Origin of the sequence: Burkholderia sp. BCC1208, from assembly GCF_902833095.1 — a bacterium.
Taxonomy (GTDB): domain Bacteria; phylum Pseudomonadota; class Gammaproteobacteria; order Burkholderiales; family Burkholderiaceae; genus Burkholderia.
Window position 1 is genome coordinate 440,627 of record NZ_CADFDY010000006.1, and the last position, 25,014, is coordinate 465,640.

General features: G+C 67.0%; 20 protein-coding genes. 18 read left to right on the forward strand and 2 right to left on the reverse strand.

The window, feature by feature from the left end:
- Positions 1–13 precede the first annotated feature (13 nt).
- The 11 genes from bamB to HWX09_RS17160 all read left to right on the forward strand — a co-directional run bounded on the left by bamB (position 14) and on the right by HWX09_RS17160 (position 12,425).
- A complete protein-coding gene (bamB, locus tag HWX09_RS17110) occupies positions 14–1,159 on the forward strand; it encodes an outer membrane protein assembly factor BamB (RefSeq protein ID WP_027784581.1) in 1,146 nt (381 codons plus the stop codon).
- Positions 1,160–1,406: 247 nt separating this feature from the next.
- Positions 1,407–2,744: a ribosome biogenesis GTPase Der gene (gene der / locus HWX09_RS17115; RefSeq protein WP_027784580.1), complete on the forward strand. Its 1,338-nt coding sequence runs from the start codon at positions 1,407–1,409 to the stop codon at positions 2,742–2,744.
- 141 nt (positions 2,745–2,885) lie between these two features.
- A complete protein-coding gene (hfq, locus tag HWX09_RS17120) occupies positions 2,886–3,125 on the forward strand; it encodes an RNA chaperone Hfq (RefSeq protein ID WP_006399927.1) in 240 nt (79 codons plus the stop codon).
- Positions 3,126–3,197: 72 nt separating this feature from the next.
- A complete protein-coding gene (gene hflX, locus HWX09_RS17125) occupies positions 3,198–4,370 on the forward strand; it encodes a GTPase HflX (protein ID WP_027784579.1) in 1,173 nt (390 codons plus the stop codon).
- A 47-nt stretch (positions 4,371–4,417) separates the two neighbouring features.
- A complete protein-coding gene (gene hflK, locus HWX09_RS17130) occupies positions 4,418–5,764 on the forward strand; it encodes an FtsH protease activity modulator HflK (protein ID WP_027784578.1) in 1,347 nt (448 codons plus the stop codon).
- A 15-nt stretch (positions 5,765–5,779) separates the two neighbouring features.
- A complete protein-coding gene (gene hflC / locus HWX09_RS17135) occupies positions 5,780–6,679 on the forward strand; it encodes a protease modulator HflC (RefSeq protein ID WP_027784577.1) in 900 nt (299 codons plus the stop codon).
- 36 nt (positions 6,680–6,715) lie between these two features.
- Positions 6,716–6,907 carry a DUF2065 domain-containing protein gene (locus HWX09_RS17140; RefSeq protein WP_006478685.1) on the forward strand — a complete coding sequence of 64 codons (192 nt, stop codon included), beginning with the start codon at positions 6,716–6,718 and terminating at the stop codon, positions 6,905–6,907.
- 113 nt (positions 6,908–7,020) lie between these two features.
- The gene (locus tag HWX09_RS17145) at positions 7,021–8,169 is read left to right on the forward strand and encodes an ATP phosphoribosyltransferase regulatory subunit (RefSeq protein ID WP_027784576.1); all 1,149 of its coding nucleotides are present in this window, start codon (positions 7,021–7,023) and stop codon (positions 8,167–8,169) included.
- A 114-nt stretch (positions 8,170–8,283) separates the two neighbouring features.
- The gene (locus HWX09_RS17150) at positions 8,284–9,630 is read left to right on the forward strand and encodes an adenylosuccinate synthase (RefSeq protein WP_027784575.1); all 1,347 of its coding nucleotides are present in this window, start codon (positions 8,284–8,286) and stop codon (positions 9,628–9,630) included.
- 7 nt (positions 9,631–9,637) lie between these two features.
- A complete protein-coding gene (locus tag HWX09_RS17155) occupies positions 9,638–10,234 on the forward strand; it encodes a phosphoribosyltransferase (protein WP_006485899.1) in 597 nt (198 codons plus the stop codon).
- 274 nt (positions 10,235–10,508) lie between these two features.
- Complete coding sequence (locus HWX09_RS17160; protein WP_027784574.1) at positions 10,509–12,425, forward strand: potassium transporter Kup; 1,917 nt, start codon at positions 10,509–10,511, stop codon at positions 12,423–12,425.
- A gap of 116 nt (positions 12,426–12,541) precedes the next feature.
- Here the strand turns inward: HWX09_RS17160 and HWX09_RS17165 are convergent, their stop codons facing one another.
- Complete coding sequence (locus tag HWX09_RS17165; protein ID WP_027784573.1) at positions 12,542–14,866, reverse strand: Tex family protein; 2,325 nt, start codon at positions 14,864–14,866, stop codon at positions 12,542–12,544.
- Positions 14,867–15,030: 164 nt separating this feature from the next.
- Between HWX09_RS17165 and HWX09_RS17170 the strand changes: the two genes are divergently transcribed.
- The 3 genes from HWX09_RS17170 to HWX09_RS17180 all read left to right on the forward strand — a co-directional run bounded on the left by HWX09_RS17170 (position 15,031) and on the right by HWX09_RS17180 (position 18,377).
- Complete coding sequence (locus HWX09_RS17170) at positions 15,031–15,780, forward strand: hypothetical protein (protein WP_027784572.1); 750 nt, start codon at positions 15,031–15,033, stop codon at positions 15,778–15,780.
- A 76-nt stretch (positions 15,781–15,856) separates the two neighbouring features.
- Entirely contained in the window at positions 15,857–16,072 is a 216-nt protein-coding gene (locus HWX09_RS17175; RefSeq protein WP_006478692.1) for a YdcH family protein, read from the forward strand.
- Positions 16,073–16,127: 55 nt separating this feature from the next.
- Positions 16,128–18,377: an ATP-dependent DNA helicase gene (locus HWX09_RS17180; RefSeq protein WP_027784571.1), complete on the forward strand. Its 2,250-nt coding sequence runs from the start codon at positions 16,128–16,130 to the stop codon at positions 18,375–18,377.
- 120 nt (positions 18,378–18,497) lie between these two features.
- Here HWX09_RS17180 and HWX09_RS17185 read toward each other — a convergent pair whose 3' ends face one another.
- Positions 18,498–19,322: an outer membrane protein assembly factor BamD gene (locus HWX09_RS17185; protein WP_027784570.1), complete on the reverse strand. Its 825-nt coding sequence runs from the start codon at positions 19,320–19,322 to the stop codon at positions 18,498–18,500.
- A gap of 41 nt (positions 19,323–19,363) precedes the next feature.
- Between HWX09_RS17185 and HWX09_RS17190 the strand changes: the two genes are divergently transcribed.
- From HWX09_RS17190 to HWX09_RS17205, 4 genes are all read left to right on the forward strand, one after another.
- Positions 19,364–20,569 carry an RluA family pseudouridine synthase gene (locus HWX09_RS17190; protein WP_027784569.1) on the forward strand — a complete coding sequence of 402 codons (1,206 nt, stop codon included), beginning with the start codon at positions 19,364–19,366 and terminating at the stop codon, positions 20,567–20,569.
- A gap of 6 nt (positions 20,570–20,575) precedes the next feature.
- Positions 20,576–21,415 carry a peptidoglycan editing factor PgeF gene (gene pgeF, locus HWX09_RS17195; protein WP_027784568.1) on the forward strand — a complete coding sequence of 280 codons (840 nt, stop codon included), beginning with the start codon at positions 20,576–20,578 and terminating at the stop codon, positions 21,413–21,415.
- 360 nt (positions 21,416–21,775) lie between these two features.
- Entirely contained in the window at positions 21,776–23,638 is a 1,863-nt protein-coding gene (phaC, locus tag HWX09_RS17200; protein WP_027784567.1) for a class I poly(R)-hydroxyalkanoic acid synthase, read from the forward strand.
- Between the two features lie 99 nt (positions 23,639–23,737).
- Positions 23,738–24,919: an acetyl-CoA C-acetyltransferase gene (locus HWX09_RS17205; RefSeq protein WP_027784566.1), complete on the forward strand. Its 1,182-nt coding sequence runs from the start codon at positions 23,738–23,740 to the stop codon at positions 24,917–24,919.
- Positions 24,920–25,014: the final 95 nt, after the last annotated feature.

A 25,014-nucleotide genomic window follows, 5' to 3' on the forward strand; every position in this document is an offset into this window, starting at 1 on the left:
GCTTCGCTAACCGATGAATTTGCTGAAACGTTACGCTGTGCCCGTTGCCTGCGCGGCGGCTGTCCTCGCTCTGGCGGCTTGCTCGTCGTCGAAGGACGCGCGCCGCGTGCCGACGCCGCTCACCGAGTTCAAGCCCGTCATGGACGTGCAACAGGTCTGGAAGGCGAGCGTCGGCAAGGCCGGACGCTACCTGTTCTCGCCGGTGGCCGTGGGCGACGCCGTCTATGCGGCGGGCGAAAACGGTTCGGTCGAGAAGATCGACGCGAAGACCGGCCAGACGCTCTGGCGCTCGAAGGTCGGTTCGGACCTGTCGGCCGGTGTCGGCAGCGACGGCAACCTGACCGCGGTCGGTGCGTTGAAGGGCGGCGTGTTCGTGCTGGGCCCGGACGGCAAGCAGCTGTGGAAGACCAGCGTGCAGGGCGAGATCTTCTCGCCGCCGCTCGTCGGTAACGGCCTCGTGGTCGTCCGCACGATCGACGGCCAGGTGATCGCGTTCAACGCGCAGACGGGCGAGCAGAAGTGGAACTACCGCAACCGCGCGGTGCCGCTGAACCTGCGCGTGTCGGCCGGCATGACGTTCGCGGGCGACGCGGCCGTGCTGGCGGGCTTCCCGGGCGGCGGGCTCGTCGCGATCAACCTGCAGACGGGCGAGCCGTTCTGGCAGACCCCGGTGTCGTTCCCGAAGGGCGTGACCGAGGTCGAGCGCATCAACGACGTCAGCGGCCCGCCGACGCTCGTGGGTGCGGAAGCCTGCGCGGTGACGTTCCAGGGTCAGCTCGGCTGCTTCGATGCGAACTCGGGCCGTCCGCTGTGGGAAAAGCCGTTCTCGAGCCGCAGCGGCCTCGCGCAGGACGATTCGGTGGTCGCCGGCGGCGACGACTGGTCGGTCGTCACCGCGTACGACGCGGCCACGGGCAACCAGCTCTGGCGCAACGACAAGCTGAAGAGCCGCGACGTCGGCGTGCCGTACCTGCTCGGGCATGCGGTCGTGATGGGCGATTACAAGGGCTTCGTGCACTTCCTGTCGCGCGAGGACGGCAGCTTCATCGCGCGGATGAAGACCGACGGCAGCGCGATTACGGCGGCGCCGGTCCTCGCGGGCAATACACTCGTCGTGCAGACGAAGGACGGCGGCCTGTACGGGTTCCGCCCGCGCTGACGCGCAGGAAACCAGCGTGGCCGTGGCGCGGCGGGCGGGTCCCGCGCGCCGCGGCCACGCGACTTGAAGGCGGCCGGTGTTCCCGGCCGCTCGGTATTTGAAAGGCAGTTCGAGACGAAAGACGACGGCGCGCAACGCGCGCCCGGCGCGCGCATTCGGCGCGGCGCGAATTCGTGATATTTTCATTCAGCGCAGCCGCCCGCAGCAGCGGGCCTCCCGCTGCTGCGCTTCACCGTAGAAAACTCAGATGAAACCGGTCATTGCCCTCGTTGGGCGCCCCAATGTGGGGAAATCCACGCTGTTCAACCGGCTCACGCGCTCGCGCGATGCGCTGGTCGCCGATTTGCCGGGCCTCACGCGCGATCGCCATTACGGCGAAGGGCGCGTCGGCGAACGGCCGTATCTGGTCGTCGATACCGGCGGCTTCGAGCCCGTCGCGAAGGACGGCATCCTGCACGAAATGGCGCGCCAGACGCGGCAGGCCGTCGAGGAAGCCGACGTCGTCGTGTTCATCGTCGACGGCCGTAACGGGCTCGCGCCGCAGGACAAGTCGATCGCCGACTACCTGCGCAAGACCGGCCGGCCGATCTTCCTGGTCGTCAACAAGGCCGAGGGGATGAAGTACACGGCGGTCGCGACGGACTTCTACGAGCTTGGGCTCGGCGATCCGCGCGCGATCTCGGCCGCGCACGGCGACGGCGTGACCGACATGATCAACGAGGCGCTCGAGGTCGCGTACGCGGGCCAGCCCGAGGAAGCGGACGTGGACGATCCGTCGCGCGGCATCAAGATCGCGATCGTCGGCCGTCCGAACGTCGGCAAGTCGACGCTCGTCAACGCGCTGATCGGCGAAGACCGCGTGATCGCGTTCGACATGCCGGGTACGACGCGCGATTCGATCTACGTCGACTTCGCGCGTAACGGCAAGAAATACACGCTGATCGACACGGCCGGCCTGCGACGTCGCGGCAAGGTGTTCGAGGCGATCGAGAAGTTCTCGGTCGTGAAGACGCTGCAATCGATCTCCGACGCGAACGTCGTCATTCTTCTGCTGGATGCGCAGCAGGACATTTCCGACCAGGACGCGCACATCGCCGGCTTCGTCGTCGAGCAGGGCCGCGCGCTCGTGATCGGCGTCAACAAGTGGGACGGCCTCGACGACCACGCGCGCGACCGCGCGAAAGCGGATTTGACCCGCAAGCTGAAATTCCTCGACTTCGCGAAATCGCACTTCATTTCGGCCGCGAAGAAGACGGGTATCGGCGCGCTGATGCGTTCGGTCGACGACGCGTACGCGGCGGCGATGACGAAGCTGCCGACGCCGAAGCTCACGCGCGCGCTGATCGAGGCCGTCGAGTTCCAGCAGCCGCGCCGTCGCGGCCCGGTGCGTCCGAAGCTGCGCTACGCGCACCAGGGCGGCCAGAATCCGCCGATCATCGTGATCCACGGCAACGCGCTCGACGCGGTGACGGAAACCTACAAGCGCTACCTCGAAAACCGGTTCCGCGAAACTTTCTCGCTGACCGGGACTCCATTGCGCATAGAGTTCCGTTCGTCGAACAACCCGTACGCGGACAAGGGCTGAAGCATGCCCCGCAACGGCCAGGCCGCATGGCCTGGGCCCGGGCGGGGCAGGCAAAATCGGCTATAGTGTAGCGATTGGCGCCGGATCTCTTTTTCTTCGCCGCCAATTCAGATCAACCTGCAAAAAAAGATGGAGTACGCCATGAGCAACAAAGGGCAATTGTTACAAGACCCGTTTTTGAACGCACTGCGCAAAGAGCACGTTCCCGTTTCGATCTACCTCGTCAACGGCATCAAGCTTCAAGGGAACATTGAATCGTTCGACCAGTACGTCGTGTTGCTCCGTAATACGGTGACCCAGATGGTTTACAAGCACGCCATCTCGACGGTCGTGCCGGCGCGCCCGGTGAATTTCCACCCGGACGCGGAAGCTTCGTCCTAACCTATTGCAGCGGCCGGCATCCGGTCGCCGCGAGCGACCGATGCCAGCCGCCTTATCTTGACACCCGATAATTTGATCAACGCAGCGCTCGTCGGCATCGATTTCGGCAAGACCGATTTCGAAGCCAGTCTCGAAGAACTCAGTCTTCTCGCCTCCAGCGCGGGGGCCCGTCCCGCCGTCACCCTCACGGGTCGTCGCTCAAGTCCCGATGCCAAGATGTTCATCGGCAGCGGCAAAGCCGAAGAACTGCGGCTTGCCTGCGACGCGCACAACGTCGAAATCGTCATCTTCAACCACGCCCTGGCGCCCGCCCAGCAACGCAATCTGGAGCAAGCGCTTAACAGGCGCGTGATCGATCGCACGAGCCTGATCCTCGACATCTTCGCGCAGCGCGCCCGCAGCCACGAAGGCAAGCTGCAGGTCGAACTCGCGCAGCTTCAGTACCTGTCGACCCGGCTCATTCGCGCGTGGACCCACCTCGAGCGGCAAAAGGGCGGTATCGGCCTGCGCGGCCCCGGCGAAACCCAGCTCGAAACCGACCGCCGGCTGATCGGCGAACGCATCAAGATGCTGAAGTCGCGGCTCGATCGGCTGCGCCGCCAGCACAGCACGCAGCGCCGGCAGCGCGCGCGCAGCGGCACGATGTCGGTGTCGCTCGTCGGCTATACGAACGCGGGCAAGTCGACGCTGTTCAATGCACTGACGAAAGCGCAGGCATACGCGGCCGACCAGCTGTTCGCGACGCTCGATACGACGTCGCGGCGCGTGTATCTCGGCGACGAGGTCGGGCAGATCGTCGTGTCCGATACGGTCGGGTTCATCCGCGAGCTGCCTCACCAGCTCGTCGCGGCGTTCCGCGCGACTCTCGAGGAAACGATCCATGCGGATCTGCTGCTGCATGTGGTCGATGCGTCGAGCGCGGTCAGGCTCGAGCAGATCGAGCAGGTCAACGGCGTGCTGCACGAGATCGGCGCGGACACGATCCGGCAGGTGCTGGTGTTCAACAAGATCGACGCGGTGCCCGAGCTGGCGGCCCGCGGCGACGCGGTCGAGCGGGACGAGTATGGTAATATTTCGCGCGTCTTTTTGAGCGCGCGCACCGGTCAGGGTCTTGATACGTTGCGCGCCGCCATCGCCGAAATCGCCTCCGCGGAACACCTTTCCAGCGCGACGTTGCCCGACGCGCTCGATGGCACGTCCGCTGAACCGCACGAAGACCACACGATTTCCGAACACGGGCGCTAACCGGTCCCGGCCGGTTCGCCGGCGTCCAATCTGGTGAACAAATTCTGGTGAACGAATACAACGAGCGGAGTACCTGGCGGCGGATGCGCGCCTTGCTGTCGATCAACGATCCCCGCTGGGGACGCGGCGAAGGCAATGGCAAGGACGGATCCCGCCCCCGCGCGAACGAATCGAAACGCCCGCAAGGCGGCGACGGCGACGGTCCGCCCGATCTCGACGAGATGTGGCGTAACTTCAACCGTCGCTTGAGCGGCCTGTTCGGCGGCAAGGGCGGCAACGGCTTCCGTCCCGACAACGGCCGGGCCGCACGGGTCGGCGTCGGCATCGTGATCGGCGTGCTGGTCGCGGTTTATGCGGGCAGCGGGCTGTTCGTCGTGCAGGAAGGCCAGACGGGTGTCGTGCTGCAGCTCGGCAAGGTGTCGGGCACGGTCGGCCAGGGCGTGCACTGGCGCGCGCCGTATCCGTTCGCGTCTCACGAGATCGTCGACACGTCGCAGGTCCGCTCGATCGAGATCGGCCGCAACAACGTCGTGCGCCTCGCGAACGTCAAGGAGGCCGCGATGCTGACGCGCGATGCCGACATCGTCGACGTGCGTTTCATCGTCCAGTACCGGATCCGTTCCGCCACCGATTATCTGTTCCGCAGCGTCGATCCCGAGCGCAGCGTGTCGCAGGCCGCTCAGGCCGCGGTGCGCGCGATCGTCGGCACGCGCAGCGCGGCCGACATGCTGAACCAGGACCGCGATGCGCTGCGCGAGCAGCTTTCCAGCGCGATCCAGCGCGATCTCGACCGCTACCAGTCGGGGCTCGAGGTGACGGCCGTCACGATGCAGAGCGTCGCGGCGCCCGACCAGACCCAGGCCGCCTACGCCGAAGTCGCGAAGGCGCGCGACGAGCGCGAGGCCGCGAAGCGCGCCGCGCAGGCGTATGCGAGCGACCTGCTGCCGAAGGCGCAGGGCGATGCGGCGAAGCTCGTCGACGAAGCGAAGGCGTATGCCGATCGCGTGGTCACGGAAGCCGAAGGCGACGCGGACCGCTTCAAGCAGGTCTACGCGCAGTACTCGAAGGCGCCCGCGGTCATTCGCGAGCGGATGTACCTCGAGACGATGCAGGAAATCTATTCGAACGCGACGAAGGTGTTCGTCGGCAACAAGGGCGGCAACAGCGTCGTATACCTGCCGCTCGACAAGCTCGTCGAGCAGGGGCGGCAAAACGCCGCGACCTCGACCGGCGCGTCCGCCGCCGATGCGGCGTCGGCACCGGCGGCCACGGCGCCGTCGGCAGCCGCAGCCGCGCCGGCGAGCGCCGCACCGGCCGCCACCGCGTCGGGCGTCGACGTGCTGCGATCGCGCGACGCGTTTCGCAGCCGGTCGCGTGAAGACGATACGAAGTAACGGGGAGCGCAGAACATGAACCGAATCATTGCGCTCGTCGTCGCAATCGTGATCGTTGCCTTCGCGGCGTCGTCGACGGTCCTCACCGTCGATCCGCGCCATACGGCCGTGCTGTCGGGCCGCGACGGCACGCAGCCGGAACTCGCGGGCCCCGGCCTCCATTTCAAGCTGCCGCCGCCTCTGCAGACGGCCACGCTGATCGACACGCGCCTGCAATCGCTCGAGTCGTCCGATCCGCTGCAGCTGGCAACCGAAGACAAGCACGACCTGCTCGTCGCGTATGCGGTGAAGTATCGGATCAGCGATCCGATGAAATATTTCACCGCGACGGGCGGCGACCCGGCGGCGGCGACCGAGCGGCTGTCCGGCACGCTGAAGAGCGCGCTCGGCGATGCATTCGGCAAGCACTCGCTCGACGATGCCCTCGGCGGCCAGCGCGCGATCGCCGATGCGGCTCGCGATGCGGCGAAGGCGAAAGCGGCCGGTTTCGGCGTCGATGTGGTCGACGTCCAGCTCACGCGTGTCGACCTGCCGGCCGCGCAGACGGACGCCGTCTATCAACGAATGATCGGCGCATTGCGCGATCAGGCGGCCCAGGTGCGTGCGCAAGGCGCGGCCGACGTCGAGCAGATCAGGGCCGACGCCGAACGCGAGCAGCAGGCCGTGCTCGCGAACGCGTACAAGTCCGCGCAGACGATCAAGGGCGAGGGCGACGCGAAGGCCGCGACGATCGCCGCCGATGCATTCGGTCGCGATCCGCAGTTCTATCAGTTCTACGCGAGCCTGCAGGCCTACCGGAATACGTTCAAGCGCAACGACATCATCGTCGTCGATCCCGACAGCGAGTTCTTCCGCTTCATGCGCAGCCCGACGGGCGGTGCCGCACCGGCGGCGCCTGCTCCCCGCAAACATTGACCTTGGGGCGCCGCGTCGAGCGGCGCCGTCGCTCGCATGGACCTGGCTGGCTCGTTGTTGCTCGCAGTAGCGCTGATGCTGATCATCGAGGGGGCGTTCCCCTTCGTGTTTCCCGTCGCCTGGCGCGACACGTTTCGTAGAATAGCCGAGCGGCCGCCGCATCATATCCGGATCGGCGGGCTGATCGTGATGGTGCTCGGGCTCGTGCTGCTGCTGCTCGCGACCTGACCGGCGCCCCGATCCGGACGGCGCATCCGCCGTTCGTTCCGCCCGATTTCGAAGTTCCGATTCAACTCGCGGCGCGCGTGTCGCGCGCCGTTTCCCGTCGTAGGACCGTACCGATGTCGACCTGGTTACTTCCCGAGAATATCGCCGACGTACTGCCGTCGGAAGCGCGCAAGATCGAGGAGCTGCGCCGCAGGCTGCTCGACCGCTTCCGTTCGTACGGCTACGAAATGGTGATGCCGCCGTTGCTCGAGTATCTCGAGTCGCTGCTGACGAGCGGCGGCGCCGATCTGCGCCTGCGTACCTTCAAGCTGGTCGACCAGCTGTCGGGCCGCACGCTCGGCCTGCGCGCGGACATCACGCCGCAGGTCGCGCGGATCGACGCGCACCTGTTGAACCGTCAGGGCGTGACGCGCCTCTGCTACGCGGGCCACGTGATGCATACGCGTCCGCGCGGCCTGCACGCGACGCGCGAGCAGATCCAGATCGGCGCCGAAATCTACGGCCACGCCGGGCTCGAAGCCGATCTCGAGATTCAGCAACTGATGCTCGACGCGCTGCATCTCGCGGGCCTGTCGCGCATCCGTCTCGACCTCGGTCACGCGGGCGTGCTCGCGGCGCTGCTGGCGCGCGACGCGCAGGCCGCCGGGCGTGGCGAGTCGCTGTACGACGCGCTGTCGGGCAAGGACGTGCCGCTGCTGAACGAACTCACCGACGATCTCGGCGCCGATACGCGTGCCGCGCTGCGCGCGCTGCCGAGCCTCTACGGCGACGCGAGCGTGCTCGCCGAGGCGCGCACGCGCCTGCCGGTGCTGCCCGAAATCACGCGGGCGCTCGACGATCTCGCGCAGCTTGCGTCGCAGGCGAAGGGCGTCGAGGTCGCGATCGATCTCGCCGATCTGCGCGGCTATGCGTATCACAGCGGCGCGATGTTCAGCGCATACATCGACGGCGTGCCGAACGCGATCGCGCGCGGCGGCCGTTACGACCACGTGGGGCAGGCCTATGGCCGGGCTCGTCCGGCGACCGGCTTCTCGCTCGACCTGCGCGAGCTCGCGCGGATTTCGCCGGTCGAGGCGCGCGGCACCGCGATCCTCGCGCCGTGGGCGCAGGACGATGCGCTGGGCGCGGCCGTCGCGGCGCTGCGCGATGCGGGCGAGGTCGTGATCCAGGCGCTGCCGGGGCACGACCACGTGCTCGACGAGTTCGCGTGCGATCGTTCGCTCGTCGAGCGCAACGGCGCATGGGTGGTCGAACCCCGATAAACAGGTGTTCGCGGGCCCGTGCTTCGGCGTGCATATCGTTGAAGTGAAACGGAAAAATTCGGAATCGCCCGCGAACATAGGTAGAATACGTTTTTAACCAGCTAACGAATCAACATGTCTGCCAGCGCAGTGAACGTGACTCCCGGGCGCAATGTCGTCGTCGTGGGAACGCAATGGGGTGATGAAGGCAAGGGCAAGATCGTCGACTGGCTGACGGACCACGCTCAGGGCGTCGTGCGTTTCCAGGGCGGTCACAACGCCGGCCACACCCTCATCATCGGCGGCAAGAAAACGATCTTGCGCCTCATTCCGTCGGGCATCATGCGTGAAGGCGTCGCCTGCTACATCGGCAACGGCGTCGTCCTGTCCCCCGAAGCACTGTTCAAGGAAATCGGCGAGCTCGAAGAAGCCGGCGTGAACGTGCGCGACCGCCTGTTCATCTCCGAAGCCGCGACGCTGATCCTGCCGTACCACATCGCGATCGACCAGGCGCGCGAAGCGCGCAAGGGCGCGGGCAAGATCGGTACGACCGGCCGCGGCATCGGTCCCGCGTACGAAGACAAGGTCGGCCGCCGCGCGCTGCGCGTGCAGGACCTGTTCGATGCGAAGACCTTCGCCGATCGCCTGCGCGAAAATCTCGATTTCCACAATTTCGTGCTGACCCAGTATCTGGGCGGCGCGGCCGTCGATTTCCAGGCCACGCTCGACACGATGCTCGGCTATGCCGACCGCCTGAAGCCGATGGTGGCCGACGTGTCGCGCCGCCTGTACGACGCGAACAACGCGGGCCAGAACCTGCTGTTCGAAGGCGCGCAAGGCACGCTGCTCGACATCGACCACGGCACCTATCCGTTCGTCACGTCGAGCAACTGCGTCGCAGGCGCGGCGTCGGCCGGCGCGGGCGTCGGTCCGCAGAAGCTCAACTACATCCTCGGCATCACGAAGGCGTATTGCACGCGCGTCGGCTCGGGCCCGTTCCCGAGCGAACTGTACGATGCGGACAACCCGCAGCGTCAGGACCAGATCGGCGTCACGCTGGCGAACGTCGGCAAGGAATTCGGTTCGGTCACCGGCCGGCCGCGCCGCACCGGCTGGCTCGATGCGGCTGCGCTGCGCCGCTCGATCCAGATCAACGGCGTGTCGGGCCTGTGCATGACGAAGCTCGACGTGCTCGACGGCCTCGACGAAGTCAAGCTGTGCGTCGGCTATCACGTCGACGGCAAGGACGTGGACATCCTGCCGCGCGGCGCGGTCGATGTCGCGCGTTGCGAACCGGTGTACGAGACGTTCGCCGGCTGGAAGGAAAGCACCGTCGGGATCAACACGTGGGACGCGCTGCCGGCGAACGCGCAGGCCTACCTCGCCCGCGTCCAGGAAGTGGCTGGCGTGCCGGTCGACATGGTGTCGACGGGCCCGGACCGCGACGAAACGATCCTGCTCCGCCATCCGTTCAAGGTGTAATTTCCAGATGACGCAGCAAATCACGATGACGGCGGCAGACTTGATGACCGATCCGCGCAACGACGACAAGAACCTGTGGGTAGGCTGGGACGAGTATCACCGTCTGATCGAGCTGCTCGCGCTCCAGGTGCATGCCTCGGGCTGGAAGTTCGACCAGATCCTGTGCCTCGCGCGCGGCGGCCTGCGCGTCGGCGACCAGCTGTCGCGCATCTACGACGTGCCGCTCGCGATCCTCGCGACGAGTTCGTACCGGGAAGCGGCCGGCACCGAGCAGGGCGAGCTCGACATCGCGCAATACATCACGATGACGCGCGGCAATCTCGCGGGCAACGTGCTGCTGGTCGACGATCTCGTCGACTCGGGCGTCACGCTCGCGCGCGTGCAGGAGCACCTGAAGGAGCGCTACCCGTCCGTGACGGCCGTGCGTTCGGCCGTGCTCTGGTACAAGGGGTGCTCGAAGGTCAAGCCCGACTATCACACGCAGTTCCTGCCGACGAATCCGTGGATTCATCAGCCGTTCGAGGAGTGGGACACGGTTCGTCCGCACAACCTCGAGGCGTGGATCAAGCGCGGTCGCGCGCAGCGCGACGGTTCGGGCGCGTAAGCGTCCGGCCGATCGAACGAAAGCCTTGTACGGCGCCGCTTGCGGCGCCGTTTTTCGTTGCGGCACCGTTTGCGCGGCGCGGCGTGCGCTGCGTATCCGGTAGGCAGACGGCGCCGCCCCGGCTATGATGGCAGCCCTGCCACAGCTCGCGCCGGATTGCATGCGCAGCGTGGATCACGTGGTTTCACGGCAACAGAGCAGGGCGGCGTTTCACGGGGGCGCGAGTAGAATAGCGCTCGTTTTGTCCGACCCGGACCCGATTATTACGCTTCATATGAACGACACGATCCACGCGACCGACGCAGCACACGCGCCGCATTCGACGCAGCAACATTCGATGCGGGCGCTAGCGATAGCAGCCATCGGCGTCGTGTTCGGCGACATCGGCACCAGCCCGCTGTATTCGCTCAAGGAGGCGTTCAGCCCCGCGCACGGCATTCCGTTGACCGAAAGCTCGATTCTCGGCGTGATTTCGCTGCTGTTCTGGGCGATCGTCCTGGTGGTCGGCGTCAAGTACCTGCTGTTCGTGATGCGGGCGGACAACAACGGCGAAGGCGGCGTGCTCGCGCTGATGGCGCTGTCGCTGCGGCCGCTCGACTCGAAAACCCGCGTCGCGGGTGCGCTGATGGCGCTCGGGATATTCGGCGCATGCATGTTCTACGGGGACGCGGTGATCACGCCGGCGATCTCGGTGATGTCGGCCGTCGAAGGTCTCGAGATCGCGACGCCGCACCTGTCGCACCTCGTGCTGCCGATCACGATCGTGATCCTGATCGCGCTGTTCTGGATCCAGCGTCACGGCACCGCGTTGGTCGGCAAGCTGTTCGGTCCGATCATGGTGCTGTGGTTCGTCGTGATCGCCGCGCTCGGCGTGTACCACATCATGCGCGTGCCGGGCATCATCGCGGCAATCAATCCGTACTACGCAGCGTCGTTCATGGCCGACCATCTGCTGCAGGCCTACGTCGTGCTCGGCTCGGTCGTGCTGGTGCTGACCGGCGCGGAAGCGCTCTACGCGGACATGGGGCACTTCGGCGCGAAGCCGATTCGCCTCGCTGCATACGGGCTCGTGATGCCGTCGCTCGTGCTGAACTACTTCGGCCAGGGCGCGCTGCTGATCCAGAACCCGAAGGCGATCGAGAACCCGTTCTTCCTGCTCGCGCCCGAATGGGGGCTGCTGCCGCTCGTCGTGCTGTCGACGGTTGCGACCGTGATCGCGTCGCAGGCCGTGATCTCGGGTGCCTATTCGCTGACGTCGCAGGCGATCCAGCTCGGCTACGTGCCGCGCATGAAGGTGCTGCATACGTCGGAACTCGCGATCGGCCAGATCTACGTGCCGGTCGTGAACTGGCTGCTGCTGTTCGTGATCCTCTGCATCGTGGTCGGCTTCAAGAGCTCCGAGAACCTCGCGGCCGCGTACGGCATCGCGGTGACGGCGACGATGGTGATCACGACGGTGCTCGCATGCGTCGTGATGGTGAAGGTGTGGAACTGGAACCGGATACTGGTCGGCGCGATCATCGCGGTGTTCCTCGCGATCGACCTCGGCTTTTTCGGCGCGAACCTGCTGAAGGTCGCGCAGGGCGGCTGGCTGCCGCTCGGCATCGGCGGGCTGCTGTTCTTCCTGCTGATGACCTGGTACAAGGGGCGCCACATCGTCAAGGAGCGCACGGCCGCCGACGGCATTCCGCTCGAGCCGTTCCTGCAGGGGCTGCTCGCGCATCCGCCGCATCGCGTGTCGGGCACCGCGATCTACCTGACCGGCAACGACAAGCTCGTGCCCGTCAGCCTGCTGCACAACCTCAAGCACAACAAGGTGCTGCACGAGCGAACCATTTTCCTGACGTTCGTCACGCGCGACTTTCCTTACGTGCGCGACGACAAGCGCCTGAGTTCGCGCGATGCGGGCGGCGGGCTGTACATCGTCAAGGCCGAGTACGGTTTCAACGAGACGCCGGACGTGAAGGCCGTACTCGAGGAATTCGGCCGCGCGCACGACATGACGTTCGAGCTGATGGATACGTCGTTCTTCCTCGCGCGCGAAACGGTCGTGCCGACGCATCTGCCCGGGATGTCGATCTGGCGCGAGCGCGTATTCGCGTGGATGCATCAGAACGCGGCGAAGCCGACCGACTTCTTCTCGATTCCGGCGAACCGCGTCGTCGAGCTCGGCACGAAGATCGAGATCTGACGGGGCGCGAGCGGGCCGCGTATGCGGCCCATGCCGAATCAGGCCGCGCGCCTCTCCGAAGCAATGAAAAACCCGCCTTTCGGCGGGTTTTTTTGTGCGTCGAGGCTTTCGACTGCTCAGCGCTTCAGCTTCGCGAATGCCGCGGCCATCGCGCCGGCCGGTTCCGGCTCGCGCGCACGCTGCGGACGGGCGGCGCCGCGCCCGGCGTTGCCGCGATCCTGGCCGCCGCGCGACGACATGCCGGGTGCTGCCGCGTCGTCGTCGAGGCGCATCGTCAGCGCAATGCGCTGGCGCTTCACGTCGACGTCGATCACCTTCACCTTGACGACCTGGCCGGCCTTCACGACTTCGTGAGGATCCTTGATGAACTTCGTCGACATCGCGGACACGTGGACGAGGCCGTCCTGGTGCACGCCGATATCCACGAACGCGCCGAATGCGGCCACGTTCGTCACGACACCTTCGAGCGTCATGCCCGGCACGAGATCCGAGACCTTCTCGACGCCTTCGCGGAACGTGGCCGTCTTGAATTCCGGGCGTGGATCGCGGCCCGGCTTCTCCAGTTCGGCCAGGATGTCGCGCACGGTCGGCAGACCGAAACGTTCGTCGACGAATTCCGTCGGCGACAGGCCCGACAGCGCTTCGCGGTTGCCGAGCACGTCGTCGATGCGCTTGTTGATCTTCGCGAGCATCCGTTCGACGACCGGATACGCTTCCGGGTGCACCGACGAGCGGTCGAGCGGATTCTCGCCGCCGTTGATGCGCAGGAAGCCGGCGGCCTGTTCGAAGGTCTTGTCGCCGAGGCGCGGCACCTTGCGCAGGTGCTCGCGCGACGGGAACGGGCCGTTCGCGTCGCGATAGTCGACGATGTTGCGCGCGAGCGTCGCGTTCAGGCCCGACACACGGGCGAGCAGCGGGGCCGACGCCGTGTTCGCGTCGACGCCGACCGCGTTCACGCAGTCCTCGACGACCGCATCGAGCGAGCGGGCGAGTTCACGCTGGTTCACGTCGTGCTGGTACTGGCCGACGCCGATCGCCTTCGGCTCGATCTTCACGAGCTCGGCGAGCGGGTCCTGCAGGCGGCGCGCGATCGACACCGCGCCGCGCAGCGACACGTCCATTTCGGGGAATTCCTTCGCGGCGAGCTCGGACGCCGAGTAGACCGACGCGCCGGCTTCCGACACGACGATCTTCTGCAGGCGCAGCTCCGGGTGCTTCGCGATCAGTTCGCTCGCGAGCTTGTCGGTTTCACGCGACGCGGTGCCGTTGCCGATGCTGATCAGTTCGGCTTGAGTTTGCGCGGCGATGCGCGCGAGTTTCGCGAGCGAGCCGTCCCAGTCGCGGCGCGGTTCGTGCGGGTAGATCGTGTCGGTCGCGAGCACCTTGCCGGTGCGGTCGACGACCGCGACCTTCACGCCGGTGCGCAGGCCGGGGTCGAGACCGATCACGGCCTTCGGGCCGGCCGGTGCGGCCAGCAGCAGGTCGTTCAGGTTGCGCGCGAACACGCGGATCGCTTCGGTTTCGGCCGTTTCGCGCAGTTGCGTGAGCAGTTCGTTTTCGATATGCGGCTGCACCTTCACGCGCCAGCACCAGCGGCAGACGTCGGACAGCCATTTGTCGGCCGGGCGATTCTGGTTCGCGATGCCGAAATGGCGCGCGATCATCGCCTCGCCGGGATGCGGCACCTGCGCGTCGAGTTCTTCGCCGAGGCCGAGCTTGACCGTCAGCACGCCCGCGTTGCGGCCGCGGAACAGCGCGAGTGCGCGGTGCGACGGCACGGTCTTGATCGTTTCCGCGTAGTCGTAATAGTCGCGGAATTTCTCGCCTTCCTCGCTTTCCTTGCCCTCGACCACGGCCGACGACACGACGCCCTGGTTGTGCAGGTAGTCGCGCAGCTTGCCGAGCAGCTCCGCCGTCTCGCCGAACTGTTCGGACAGGATGTCGCGCGCGCCGTCGAGCGCGGCCTTCACGTCGGCGACGCCCTTGTCGGCGTCGACGTACGCAGCCGCCTCGGTCTGCGGGTCGAGCAGCGGATTCGCGAGCAGCGCCTGCGCGAGCGGCTCGAGGCCGGCCTCGCGGGCGATCTGCGCACGCGTGCGGCGCTTCGGCTTGTACGGCAGATAAAGATCCTCGAGCACCTGCTTGCTGTCGGCCGCGTCGATCGCGGCACGCAGTTCGTCGGTCAGCTTGCCCTGTTCGTCGATGCTCGACAGGATCGCGGCGCGGCGATCCTCGAGCTCGCGCAGGTACAGGAGGCGTTCCTCGAGCTGGCGCAACTGCGTGTCGTCCAGGTTGCCGGTCACTTCCTTGCGGTACCGGGCAATGAACGGAACGGTCGAGCCTTCGTCGAGGAGTTGCACGGCCGCCGCGACCTGGCGCGGCTGGACGGACAGTTCGGTGGCGATGCGCTGTACGATCTTGAGTGCTACGGTTTCCGTCATGTCGTGGATGGTCTGTCTGCCTGCTGAAATCGCGGCGCGGGCCGGCAAGCCCGGCGCGGCGGGCTGCCCGGCGGGCCCGGCGGGCCAGAGGCCGCGGGTGAATGAAGCGGGGCATTTTGCCATAAATGGCGGAGCGTCCAGCCGGGGGTGATAGAATTTGACACATGTCCCGCAGCTTTCCTACGACGTTGCCAACTTCCCGCATTTCTCTCGTCGCGCTCGGCGCAGCGCTCGCCGCCGCTTTGTCTGCCGGGCCTTCCGGCGCATTCGCGCAGGCTTCGGGCGCCAGCGCGCCGGACGCCGCTGCGTCCGCGCCCGTTGCGGCCTCGGCCACCCCGGATTTCGACGCCCGTCAAAAAGTGCTCAATCAACGCTCCGCGGAAAACGATTATCGTTATGCAGTGGCGGAGCACGATTGTTACAGCACGTTCTTCGTCAACCACTGTCTCGGCAAGGCGCGCGACCAGATGCGCGAGGAGCGGGCGAGCATTCGCCAGGAGCAGCTCGCGCTCAACGACGAGCAGCGCGCGGTGCGGGCGCAGCAGCGCGACCAGCAGCAGGCGCTGAAGCAGGCCCAGAATGCGGCGGAAGCGCCGCAGCGGGCGGCGAACGACGCGGCCAACGCGGCTGCATTCCGCGACAAGCAGGAGCAGAATGCATTGAAGCAGGCGCAGCGCGGTGCGGAAGGCCCGCAGCGCGCGGCGAGCAAGCAGGCATACGACCAGAAGCAGGCGGATTTCCAGCGCAAGCTCGACCAGGCGCACCAGCAGGCGGCGCAGAAGGCGCAGGAGCGGGCGGACAACGCCACGCGCTACGAGCAGAAGCAGAAGGAAGCCGCGCAGCACAAGGCCGATGTCGAGCGGCGTCAGCAGGAAGCGGCCGAGAAGGCCAAGCAGCAACAGCAGGGGCAGTAACGTGTTGAATTGATCGGGATCAGTCTCGGGCGCGTCGGCACGCCAGCCGTCGCGCTGCTTCGATGAGGAGGCAGGTATGCAAAACCGTCACACGGAACAGCAGCAGGAATTGCACAACCGTTTGGCTGCATTGCAGGAGCAGCACCAGCAGCTCGCTCGGGAGATCGAGCTGAAAGAAGGGCACTCCGACATCGACGACATCACGCTGCACCGGCTGAAGAAGGAAAAGCTGGCGGCCAAGGACAAAATCATTTTGCTGCAATCGCAGCTCGAACCGGATAAGCGCGCCTGAGCGCGGCCTGGCAAGCGCCGGCGCCGCTCGGGCGCTGGACACAGGAACGCTTGCCTTGAATTCACCGCTTGAAGCCACCCCCGACGCCCGGCGTGATACGACGCCCGCCGGGCGCGTTCGTGCGCCCGACGGCACTTTCGAGCTGAGCCGCAAGCGCGTCGACGAACTCGACACGATCTTCGGCGAAGGCGGGTTGCTGGCGCGCGTGCTCGACGGCTATCGGCCGCGTACGTCGCAGATCGAGATGGCGCGCGCGGTCGCGTCGGCGATGGAAGCGTCCGCACGCCGGATGCCCGAGCCCGAGATCTTCGAAACCCGCAAGCGTCCGGCGCGCCGCCTCGGCGACGGCGACAAGGCGGCCGGCCCGGCCGCGGACGACGCGGCGGCAGCCGAATCCGACAACGACGCAGGCGACAACACGCTGATCGTCGAGGCCGGCACGGGTACCGGCAAGACCTACGCGTATCTCGTGCCTGCAATGTTGTGGGGCGGCAAGGTGATCGTGTCGACCGGCACGAAGCACCTGCAGGACCAGCTGTTCCAGCGCGACATCCCGACCGTGCGCAACGCGCTCGCGGTGCCGGTGACGGTCGCGATGCTCAAGGGACGCTCGAACTACCTGTGCCATTACTACCTGCAACGCACGGCCGACAACGGCCGGCTGCCGTCGCGGCAGGATACCGCGTATCTGCAGGAAATCGTCCGCTTCGCGAAACTCACGAAGAGCGGCGACAAGGCCGAACTCGCGAGCGTGCCGGAAACGGCGCCCGTGTGGTCGATGGTCACGTCGACGCGCGACAACTGCCTCGGCCAGGAATGCCCGCACTACAAGGAATGCTTCGTGATGCAGGCGCGGCGCGAGGCCCAGCAGGCAGACGTCGTCGTGGTCAACCATCACCTGTTCTTCGCGGACATCATGCTGCGCGACACGGGGATGGCCGAACTGCTGCCGAACGCGAACACGATCATCTTCGACGAAGCGCACCAGTTGCCGGAGACGGCGACGCTATTCTTCGGCGAGACGCTGTCGACGACGCAGATCCTCGAGCTCGCGCGCGACACGGTGGCCGAAGGCCTGAGCCATGCGCGCGACGCGGTCGAGTGGGTGAAGCTCGGCGGTGATCTCGAGCGCGCGGCGCGCGACTTGCGTCTCGCGTTCGCGAACGACCAGATCGTGCGCATGTCGCTCGCCCAGCTCGGCGACGATCACCCGATGTTCGGTGCGCTCGACGCGCTCGACGTGGCGCTCGATGCGCTCGCATCGGCGCTCGCGAGCCAGGCCGAGCGCGCGGAATCGCTCGGCGCATGCCTGCGGCGCGCCCGCGAGCTCCAGGACCTGCTGGCGGGCTGGGTCGCGCCCGGCGCGGCGGAAGCGGCTGCGAAGGCCGACGCGGCGGCGGCCGGCGACAAGGCGGCGTCCGACGGCGATCCGAACGAGAAGGTGCGATGGGTCGAGGTGTTTGCGCATACCGTCCAGCTCCATGAAACGCCGCTGTCGGTCGCGCCGATTTTCGCGAAGCAGCGTGCGGGCGTGCCGCGTGCATGGGTGTTCACGTCGGCGACGTTGTCGGTGCGCGGCGATTTCACGCACTACGCGGCGCAGATGGGCCTCAGCTCGCGTCGTTCGATGACGCTCGCCAGCCCGTTCGATTACCAGTCGCAGGGGCTGCTGTACGTGCCGCGCAACCTGCCGCAGCCGTCCTCGCCGGCCTTTACCGACGCCGTCTTCGATGCCGCGCTGCCGGCGATCGAGGCATCCGGCGGCGGCGTGTTCATGCTGTGCACGACGCTGCGCGCGGTCGACCGGATCGCGTCGAAGCTGCGCGACGTGATCGAATCGCGCGGCTGGAACACGCCGCTGCTCGTGCAGGGCGACGCAAGCCGCACCGAGCTGCTCGACCGCTTCCGCGCGTACGGCAATGCGATCCTGGTCGGCAGCCAGAGTTTCTGGGAAGGCGTCGATGTGCGCGGCGATGCATTGTCGCTGGTCGTGATCGACAAGCTGCCGTTCGCGCCGCCGGACGATCCGGTGCTGGCCGCGCGGCTCGATGCGTTGACGAAGAAGGGGCTGAGCCCGTTCGCCGTGCATCAGCTGCCGCAGGCCGTGATCACGCTGAAGCAGGGCGCGGGCCGGTTGATTCGTGCGGAGACGGATCGCGGCGTGCTGATGATCTGCGACACGCGGCTCGTCGACAAGCCTTACGGGCGCCGGATCTGGCAAAGCCTGCCGCCGTTCAAGCGCACGCGCGAGATCGCGGTCGTGCAGGATTTCTTCGACGAGCACCGCGCGGACAAGGGCGCGTGACCGCACGCGCGGCGCTTGCCGCGTAACGCCGTGGCGCCGCCCGAATGCGGCGCCAATGAAAAAACCCGGCTCGATGGCCGGGTTTTTTGTGTGCGCAACGATGTTACATCGCGCCGTGCTTCAGAACTGCCACCACGACTTCTTCGCGCCGGGGCGCGAATGGCCCGTCACGTACGGGCTGTCGGGGAACGTGCCCGCGAGCACGCGCTTGGTGTCCTCGGCGAGTTCCGGCTGGTTCAGCTTGCCGTACGACAGGATCATGATGTGCAGCGCATCCTCGATCGCCGGCGCGCCCTTGTAGTCCTTGATCGCAAGCTGGGCGCGGTTGATCGCCGCGACATACGCGCCGCGGCGATAGTAGTAGTCGGCCGCATGCACTTCGTGCGACGCGAGCGCGTTGACGATGTAGCGCATCCGCGCGGCCGCATCGGGCGCGTACTTGCTCTTCGGGAAGCGATCGACGACGACCTTGAACGCATCGTACGATTCGCGCAGCGCCTGCGGATCGCGTTCGCTCATGTCCTGGCCGGAGAAGCGCCCGAACAGGCCGAGATCGTCGTTGAAGTGGATCATCCCCTTCAGGTAGTACGCGTACGGGATATCCGGATGATCGGGGTGGAGCTGGATGAAGCGGTCGACGGCCTGGTCGGCGGCTGCCGCTTCGTTGTCCTTCCAGTTGCAGTATGCAACGTTGATCTGTGCCTGTTGCGCGAAATGGCCGAACGGATCGCGGCCTTGCAGCGATTCGAAATATTTCGCGCACTTGCCCCAGTCGCCGCCGGACAGTGCGTCCTGGGCCTCTGAGTATAATTTGTTGTTCGACCAGGTAGCCGTCTCGTCCTGCTTCTGCGGCAAGCCGTGGCAGCCGGCGATGAGGGCCACGGCCGCTACCGCCGCAGCCCGGGCGGCGACGGTTCTGGCCGTACGTTTGGTCGAATTCATCATGCTCGCATGTCCTAGCTTCAAGTCTCGGTGACCCAGTCTAAATGACCCGTTCAAGTTCGCAGAATGCCCAGCCGGGCACACCAAATCGCGAAGATTATAGCCCAAGCGATCGGCCCGCCGACGCTGCGTCGGGGGATTCCCTCGACGACGATCTGGCCGGCGACGTGTTGCACCCCCCCGTTGTGCCGTCCGTGGCGGCCGATGAGGCGCCGCGCATCGTCGAAGTGCCGCTGTCGCTCGCCGGCGAACGTCTCGACAAGGCGCTCGCCCAACTGTTCCCCGAATTCTCGCGCAGCCGCCTGCAGAGCTGGATCGAGGCGCAGCGCGTGCTCGTCGACGGCGCGCCGGCGAAGATCCGCCAGCCCGTGCCGCTCGGCGCAAAGATCGAGCTCGTGCCCGATCTGCTGCCCGAGCAGCTCGCGTTCACGCCGGAGCCCGTGCCGCTCGACGTGATCTATGAGGACGACGCGCTCGTCGTCATCAACAAGCCGGCCGGTCTCGTCGTGCATCCGGCCGCCGGCAACTGGAGCGGCACGATCCTCAACGGTCTGCTGCATCGCTACGGCGACGCGGCGGCCGGCCTGCCGCGCGCGGGGATCGTCCACCGGCTCGACAAGGAAACGTCCGGCCTGATGGTGGTCGCCCGCACGCTGGCCGCGCAGACGGACCTCGTGCGCCAGTTGCAGGCCCGCACGGTGAAGCGCCGCTATTTCGCGCTCGTGTGGGGCACGATGCCCGAGGAGGGCACGATCGACGCGCCGATCGGCCGCGACCCGCGCGAGCGCACGCGCATGGCCGTGGTCACCGGCGCGTCGGGCAAGCCCGCGCGTACGCATTTCCGTACGGTTGACACATGCCTGTGGCAACGTCAGCCGGTTTCGGCGATTCAGTGCGATCTCGAAACCGGCCGCACGCATCAGATCCGCGTGCACTGCGCGCACGCCGGGCATCCGCTGCTCGGCGATCCGGTCTACGGGCGGGCGCGCGGCAAGCGTTCGGTCGCGCCGCTGCCGGACGGGTTCGCACGACAGGCGCTGCATGCGTGGCGGCTCGGCCTCGTGCATCCGGTCACGGGCAAGGCGATGCAGTGGCGCTGCCCGCTGCCGGACGACATGAACGCACTGGTCGCGGCGCTCGGCTTCGGGCAGGGCGACGAGGAGTTCGACGACGACGGTGTCTACGACGATGACGATTTCGGCGGCGAGTATCACGACGACGAGCCGTACCCGGACGATGAGGAGGAGTGAGTGCCGATGACGAACCTGGCGCCGTTGACGTGGCAGGACTGCGTACGGCCCGACTGGCGGGTGTCGCCGCGCGTGCGCGCGCTGATCACGACGCGCGACGGCGGTGTGAGCGAAGGCCCGTACGGGCGCTGGCAGGATGGCGCCGCGCTGCCGGGCGGGATGAATCTCGGCCTGCATACCGGTGACGATCCCGACCATGTCGCCGTCAATCGTGCACGCGTGCTCGCCCTCGCTGGCCAGTCGAGCGCCGCATGGCTCGAGCAGGTTCACGGCGCGCGGATCGTCCGGGCGGACGAGGTGATCGCCGCGGCGCCTGCCGCCACGGCGCCGGTGCAGGCCGACGCGAGCGTCACGGATCAGGCCGGCGCCGTCTGCGTGGTGATGGTGGCCGATTGCCTGCCCGTGCTGCTGTGCGACGCGCAGGGCCGCGCGGTCGGCGCCGCGCATGCGGGCTGGCGCGGGCTCGCGGCCGGCATCGTCGAGCAGACGGCCGCGCGCGTCGCGGCGCTCGCGGGCGGCGCGACGGATACGCTGCATGCGTATCTCGGGCCGGCGATCGGCCCGCAGGCGTTCGAGGTGGGCGCCGACGTGCGCGACGCGTTTCTCGACACGGCTCCGCAGTCGGAGCATGATGAAACCCGTCATGCGTTCGTCGCGATCGACGGCGCGCCCGGCAAGTTTCTTGCCGATCTGTACGCGCTCGCGCGGCTGCGACTCGCGCGTGCGGGCGTGGTGCACGTGAGCGGCGGGACGGCCTGCACGGTCGCCGAACGCGCACGCTTCTATTCGTATCGGCGCGACCGCGTGACGGGCCGCATGGCCGCGGCAATCTGGCTGGCCGATTGATCGCATGCGCATGCGCGCCGGCTTTGTTGCGCCGCGAAATCGGGTTATCTCGATATTGGCGCGGCAATGCGGCGGTGCATGCGCGACTGAATGAAAAATCCCGAGGTCAAGTCAAGCAAAATGTTTTATGTTTCACCGAAACCCTTGTCCCGTCTGTCGTGCGCGGATTATCTCCGTGCGGAAATGTTCAGTGGTTTGACCGGACGCTTCACATGGGGAAAACGATAATGATAAAAATACCGCACTGCGGCAGAATCTGGAGACGCCTCTCCAGAGCATGACGGCCCGGCTCGCAGCCGGCGCGCCGCGCGCGAGCAGGATTTCACGATTGACGCTCACGAATCACCGGTAAGGCAGGTAATGACAGCATCGAAAAATTCGTCGACGTCCGCTCATGCGGGCACTTCCGCGGGCAGTACCGGTTTCGATCCGGCCGCCCAGCCGATGCAGCAGATGTTCGAGTCGTGGTTGAACGCGTGGCGCGGTTTTGCCGACCCGGCGCGCGCCGCGACGGCATCGGCCTCCGTCAACCCGTTCGCGACATTCCAGTTCCCGACGTCGTTTCCGTTCCAGATGCCGTCGATGCCCGACCTCGGCGCGATGGCGTCGCCGTTCGCGGGGCTGAAGCTGCCGGTCGCCGCGATTCCGCCGGAACGGCTCCAGGCATTGCAGGCCGACTACGCGCGCGACTGCATGACGCTGATGCAGCAGGCGGCCGCCGCGAAGCTCGAGTCGCCGGAGTTGAAAGACCGCCGCTTCAGCGGCGACGCGTGGAAGTCATCGCCCGCGCATGCCTTCGCGGCCGCCTGGTATCTGCTCAACGCGCGCTATCTGCAGGAGCTGGCCGACGCGCTTCAGACCGATCCGAAGACGCGCGAGCGCATCCGTTTCACGGTCCAGCAATGGACGGCCGCCGCCGCGCCGAGCAATTTCCTCGCACTCAATCCCGACGCACAGAAATCGATTCTCGAAACGCAGGGCGAAAGCCTGCGGCAGGGGATGATGAACCTGCTCGGCGACCTGCAGCGCGGCAAGATTTCGCAGACCGACGAATCGCAGTTCGTGGTCGGCAAGAACCTCGGGTGTACCGAAGGCGCGGTCGTGTACGAGAACGACCTGATGCAGCTGATCCAGTACACGCCGAAGACGGACAAGGTGTTCGAGCGGCCGCTGCTGATCGTCCCGCCGTGCATCAACAAGTTCTACATCCTCGACCTGCAACCCGAGAATTCGCTCGTCGCGCACGCGCTGTCGAACGGCCATCAGGTGTTCCTCGTGTCGTGGCGCAACGCGGACGCATCGGTCGCGCACAAGACGTGGGACGACTACATGAACGAAGGGCTGCTCGCGGCGATCGACGCCGTGCAGCAGGTCAGCGGCCGCGAGCAGATCAACACGCTCGGCTTCTGCGTCGGCGGCACGATGCTCGCGACCGCGCTCGCGGTGCTCGCCGCGCGCGGCGAGCACCCGGCCGCGTCGATGACGCTGCTCACCGCGATGCTCGACTTCACCGACACGGGCATCCTCGACGTGTTCGTCGACGAGGCGCACGTGCAGATGCGCGAGCAGACCATCGGCGGCAAGAACGGTACGCAACCGGGGCTGATGCGCGGCGTCGAGTTCGCGAACACGTTCTCGTTCCTGCGGCCGAACGATCTCGTGTGGAACTACGTCGTCGACAACTACCTGAAGGGCCGTACGCCCGCGCCGTTCGACCTGCTGTACTGGAACAGCGATTCGACGAGCCTGCCGGGCCCGATGTACGCGTGGTACCTGCGCCATACCTATCTCGAAAACAAGCTGCGCGAGCCGGGTGCGCTGACCGTGTGTGGCGAGTCGGTCGACCTGTCGCTGGTCGACGTGCCGACCTTCATCTACGGTTCGCGCGAGGATCACATCGTGCCGTGGCAGACGGCCTACGCATCGACGTCGATCCTGTCGGGCCCGCTGAAGTTCGTGCTCGGCGCGTCGGGACACATCGCGGGCGTGATCAATCCGCCGGCGAAGAAAAAGCGCAGCTACTGGGTCAACGACGAGCTGCCCGAATCCGCGGACGACTGGTTCGCCGCGGCGACCGAGCAGCCGGGAAGCTGGTGGACTACGTGGGTCGAGTGGCTCGACGCGTACGGCGGCCGCAAGGTCGCGCCGCCGGCCCAGCCGGGTTCCGCGCAATTCCCGGTGATCGAGCCGGCGCCCGGGCGCTACGTGTTGCAGCGCGATTGACGAAAACCGGACAGCGGCGCACGCTGTCCGGCGCACCGCAGTTTTTTTAACAGGGTCGGTAACGATGCGCCGTGTCGTGCGGGCCTGGAGGACAGGGAAATGACGGATGTAGTGATCGTATCGGCCGCACGGACCGCGGTCGGCAAATTCGGCGGCTCGCTGGCGAAGATCGCGGCGCCCGAACTGGGCGCGACGGTGATCCGCGCGGTGCTGGAGCGTGCGGGCGTGAAGCCCGAGCAGGTCAGCGAAGTGATCATGGGCCAGGTGCTGACGGCCGGCTCGGGGCAGAATCCGGCGCGGCAGTCGCTGATCAAGGCGGGGCTGCCGAGCGCGGTGCCGGGGATGACGATCAACAAGGTGTGCGGCTCGGGCCTGAAGGCCGTGATGCTGGCGGCGAACGCGATCGTCGCGGGCGACGCGGACATCGTGATCGCGGGCGGCCAGGAGAACATGAGCGCGTCGCCGCACGTGCTGCCGGGCTCGCGCGACGGGTTCCGGATGGGCGACGCGAAGCTGGTCGACACGATGATCGTCGACGGGCTGTGGGACGTGTACAACCAATACCACATGGGCATCACGGCGGAGAACGTCGCGAAGGAATACGGGATTACGCGCGAAGAGCAGGACGCGTTCGCGGCGCTGTCGCAGAACAAGGCGGAAGCCGCGCAGAAGGCCGGGCGCTTCGCCGACGAGATCGTGCCGGTATCGATCCCGCAACGCAAGGGCGAGCCGCTGCAGTTCGCGACCGACGAGTTCGTGCGTCACGGCGTGACGGCGGAGTCGCTGGCGGGGCTGAAGCCGGCGTTCTCGAAGGACGGCTCGGTGACGGCGGCGAACGCGTCGGGGCTGAACGACGGCGCGGCGGCGGTGCTGGTGATGTCGGCGCAGAAGGCGGCGGCGCTGGGCCTGACGCCGCTCGCGCGGATCAAGGCATACGCGAACGCGGGCGTGGACCCCAGCGTGATGGGCATGGGCCCGGTGCCGGCGTCGCGCCGTGCACTGGAGCGCGCGGGCTGGACGCCGGGCGACCTGGACCTGATGGAAATCAACGAAGCGTTCGCGGCGCAGGCGCTGGCGGTGCACAAGCAGATGGGCTGGGACACGTCGAAGGTGAACGTGAACGGCGGGGCGATCGCGATCGGCCACCCGATCGGTGCGTCGGGCTGCCGGATCCTGGTGACGCTGCTGCACGAGATGGTCAAGCGCGATGCGAAGCGCGGGCTGGCGTCGCTGTGCATCGGCGGCGGGATGGGTGTCGCGCTCGCGGTCGAGCGTCCGTAACCGGCCGTCCGTGACCGGCCGTTCGCCACCGGCGAACCGAATCCGTGCGCCGGCCGATTGCGGCTTCGGCCGGCGTCACGTGAAGTCAGAGGGGG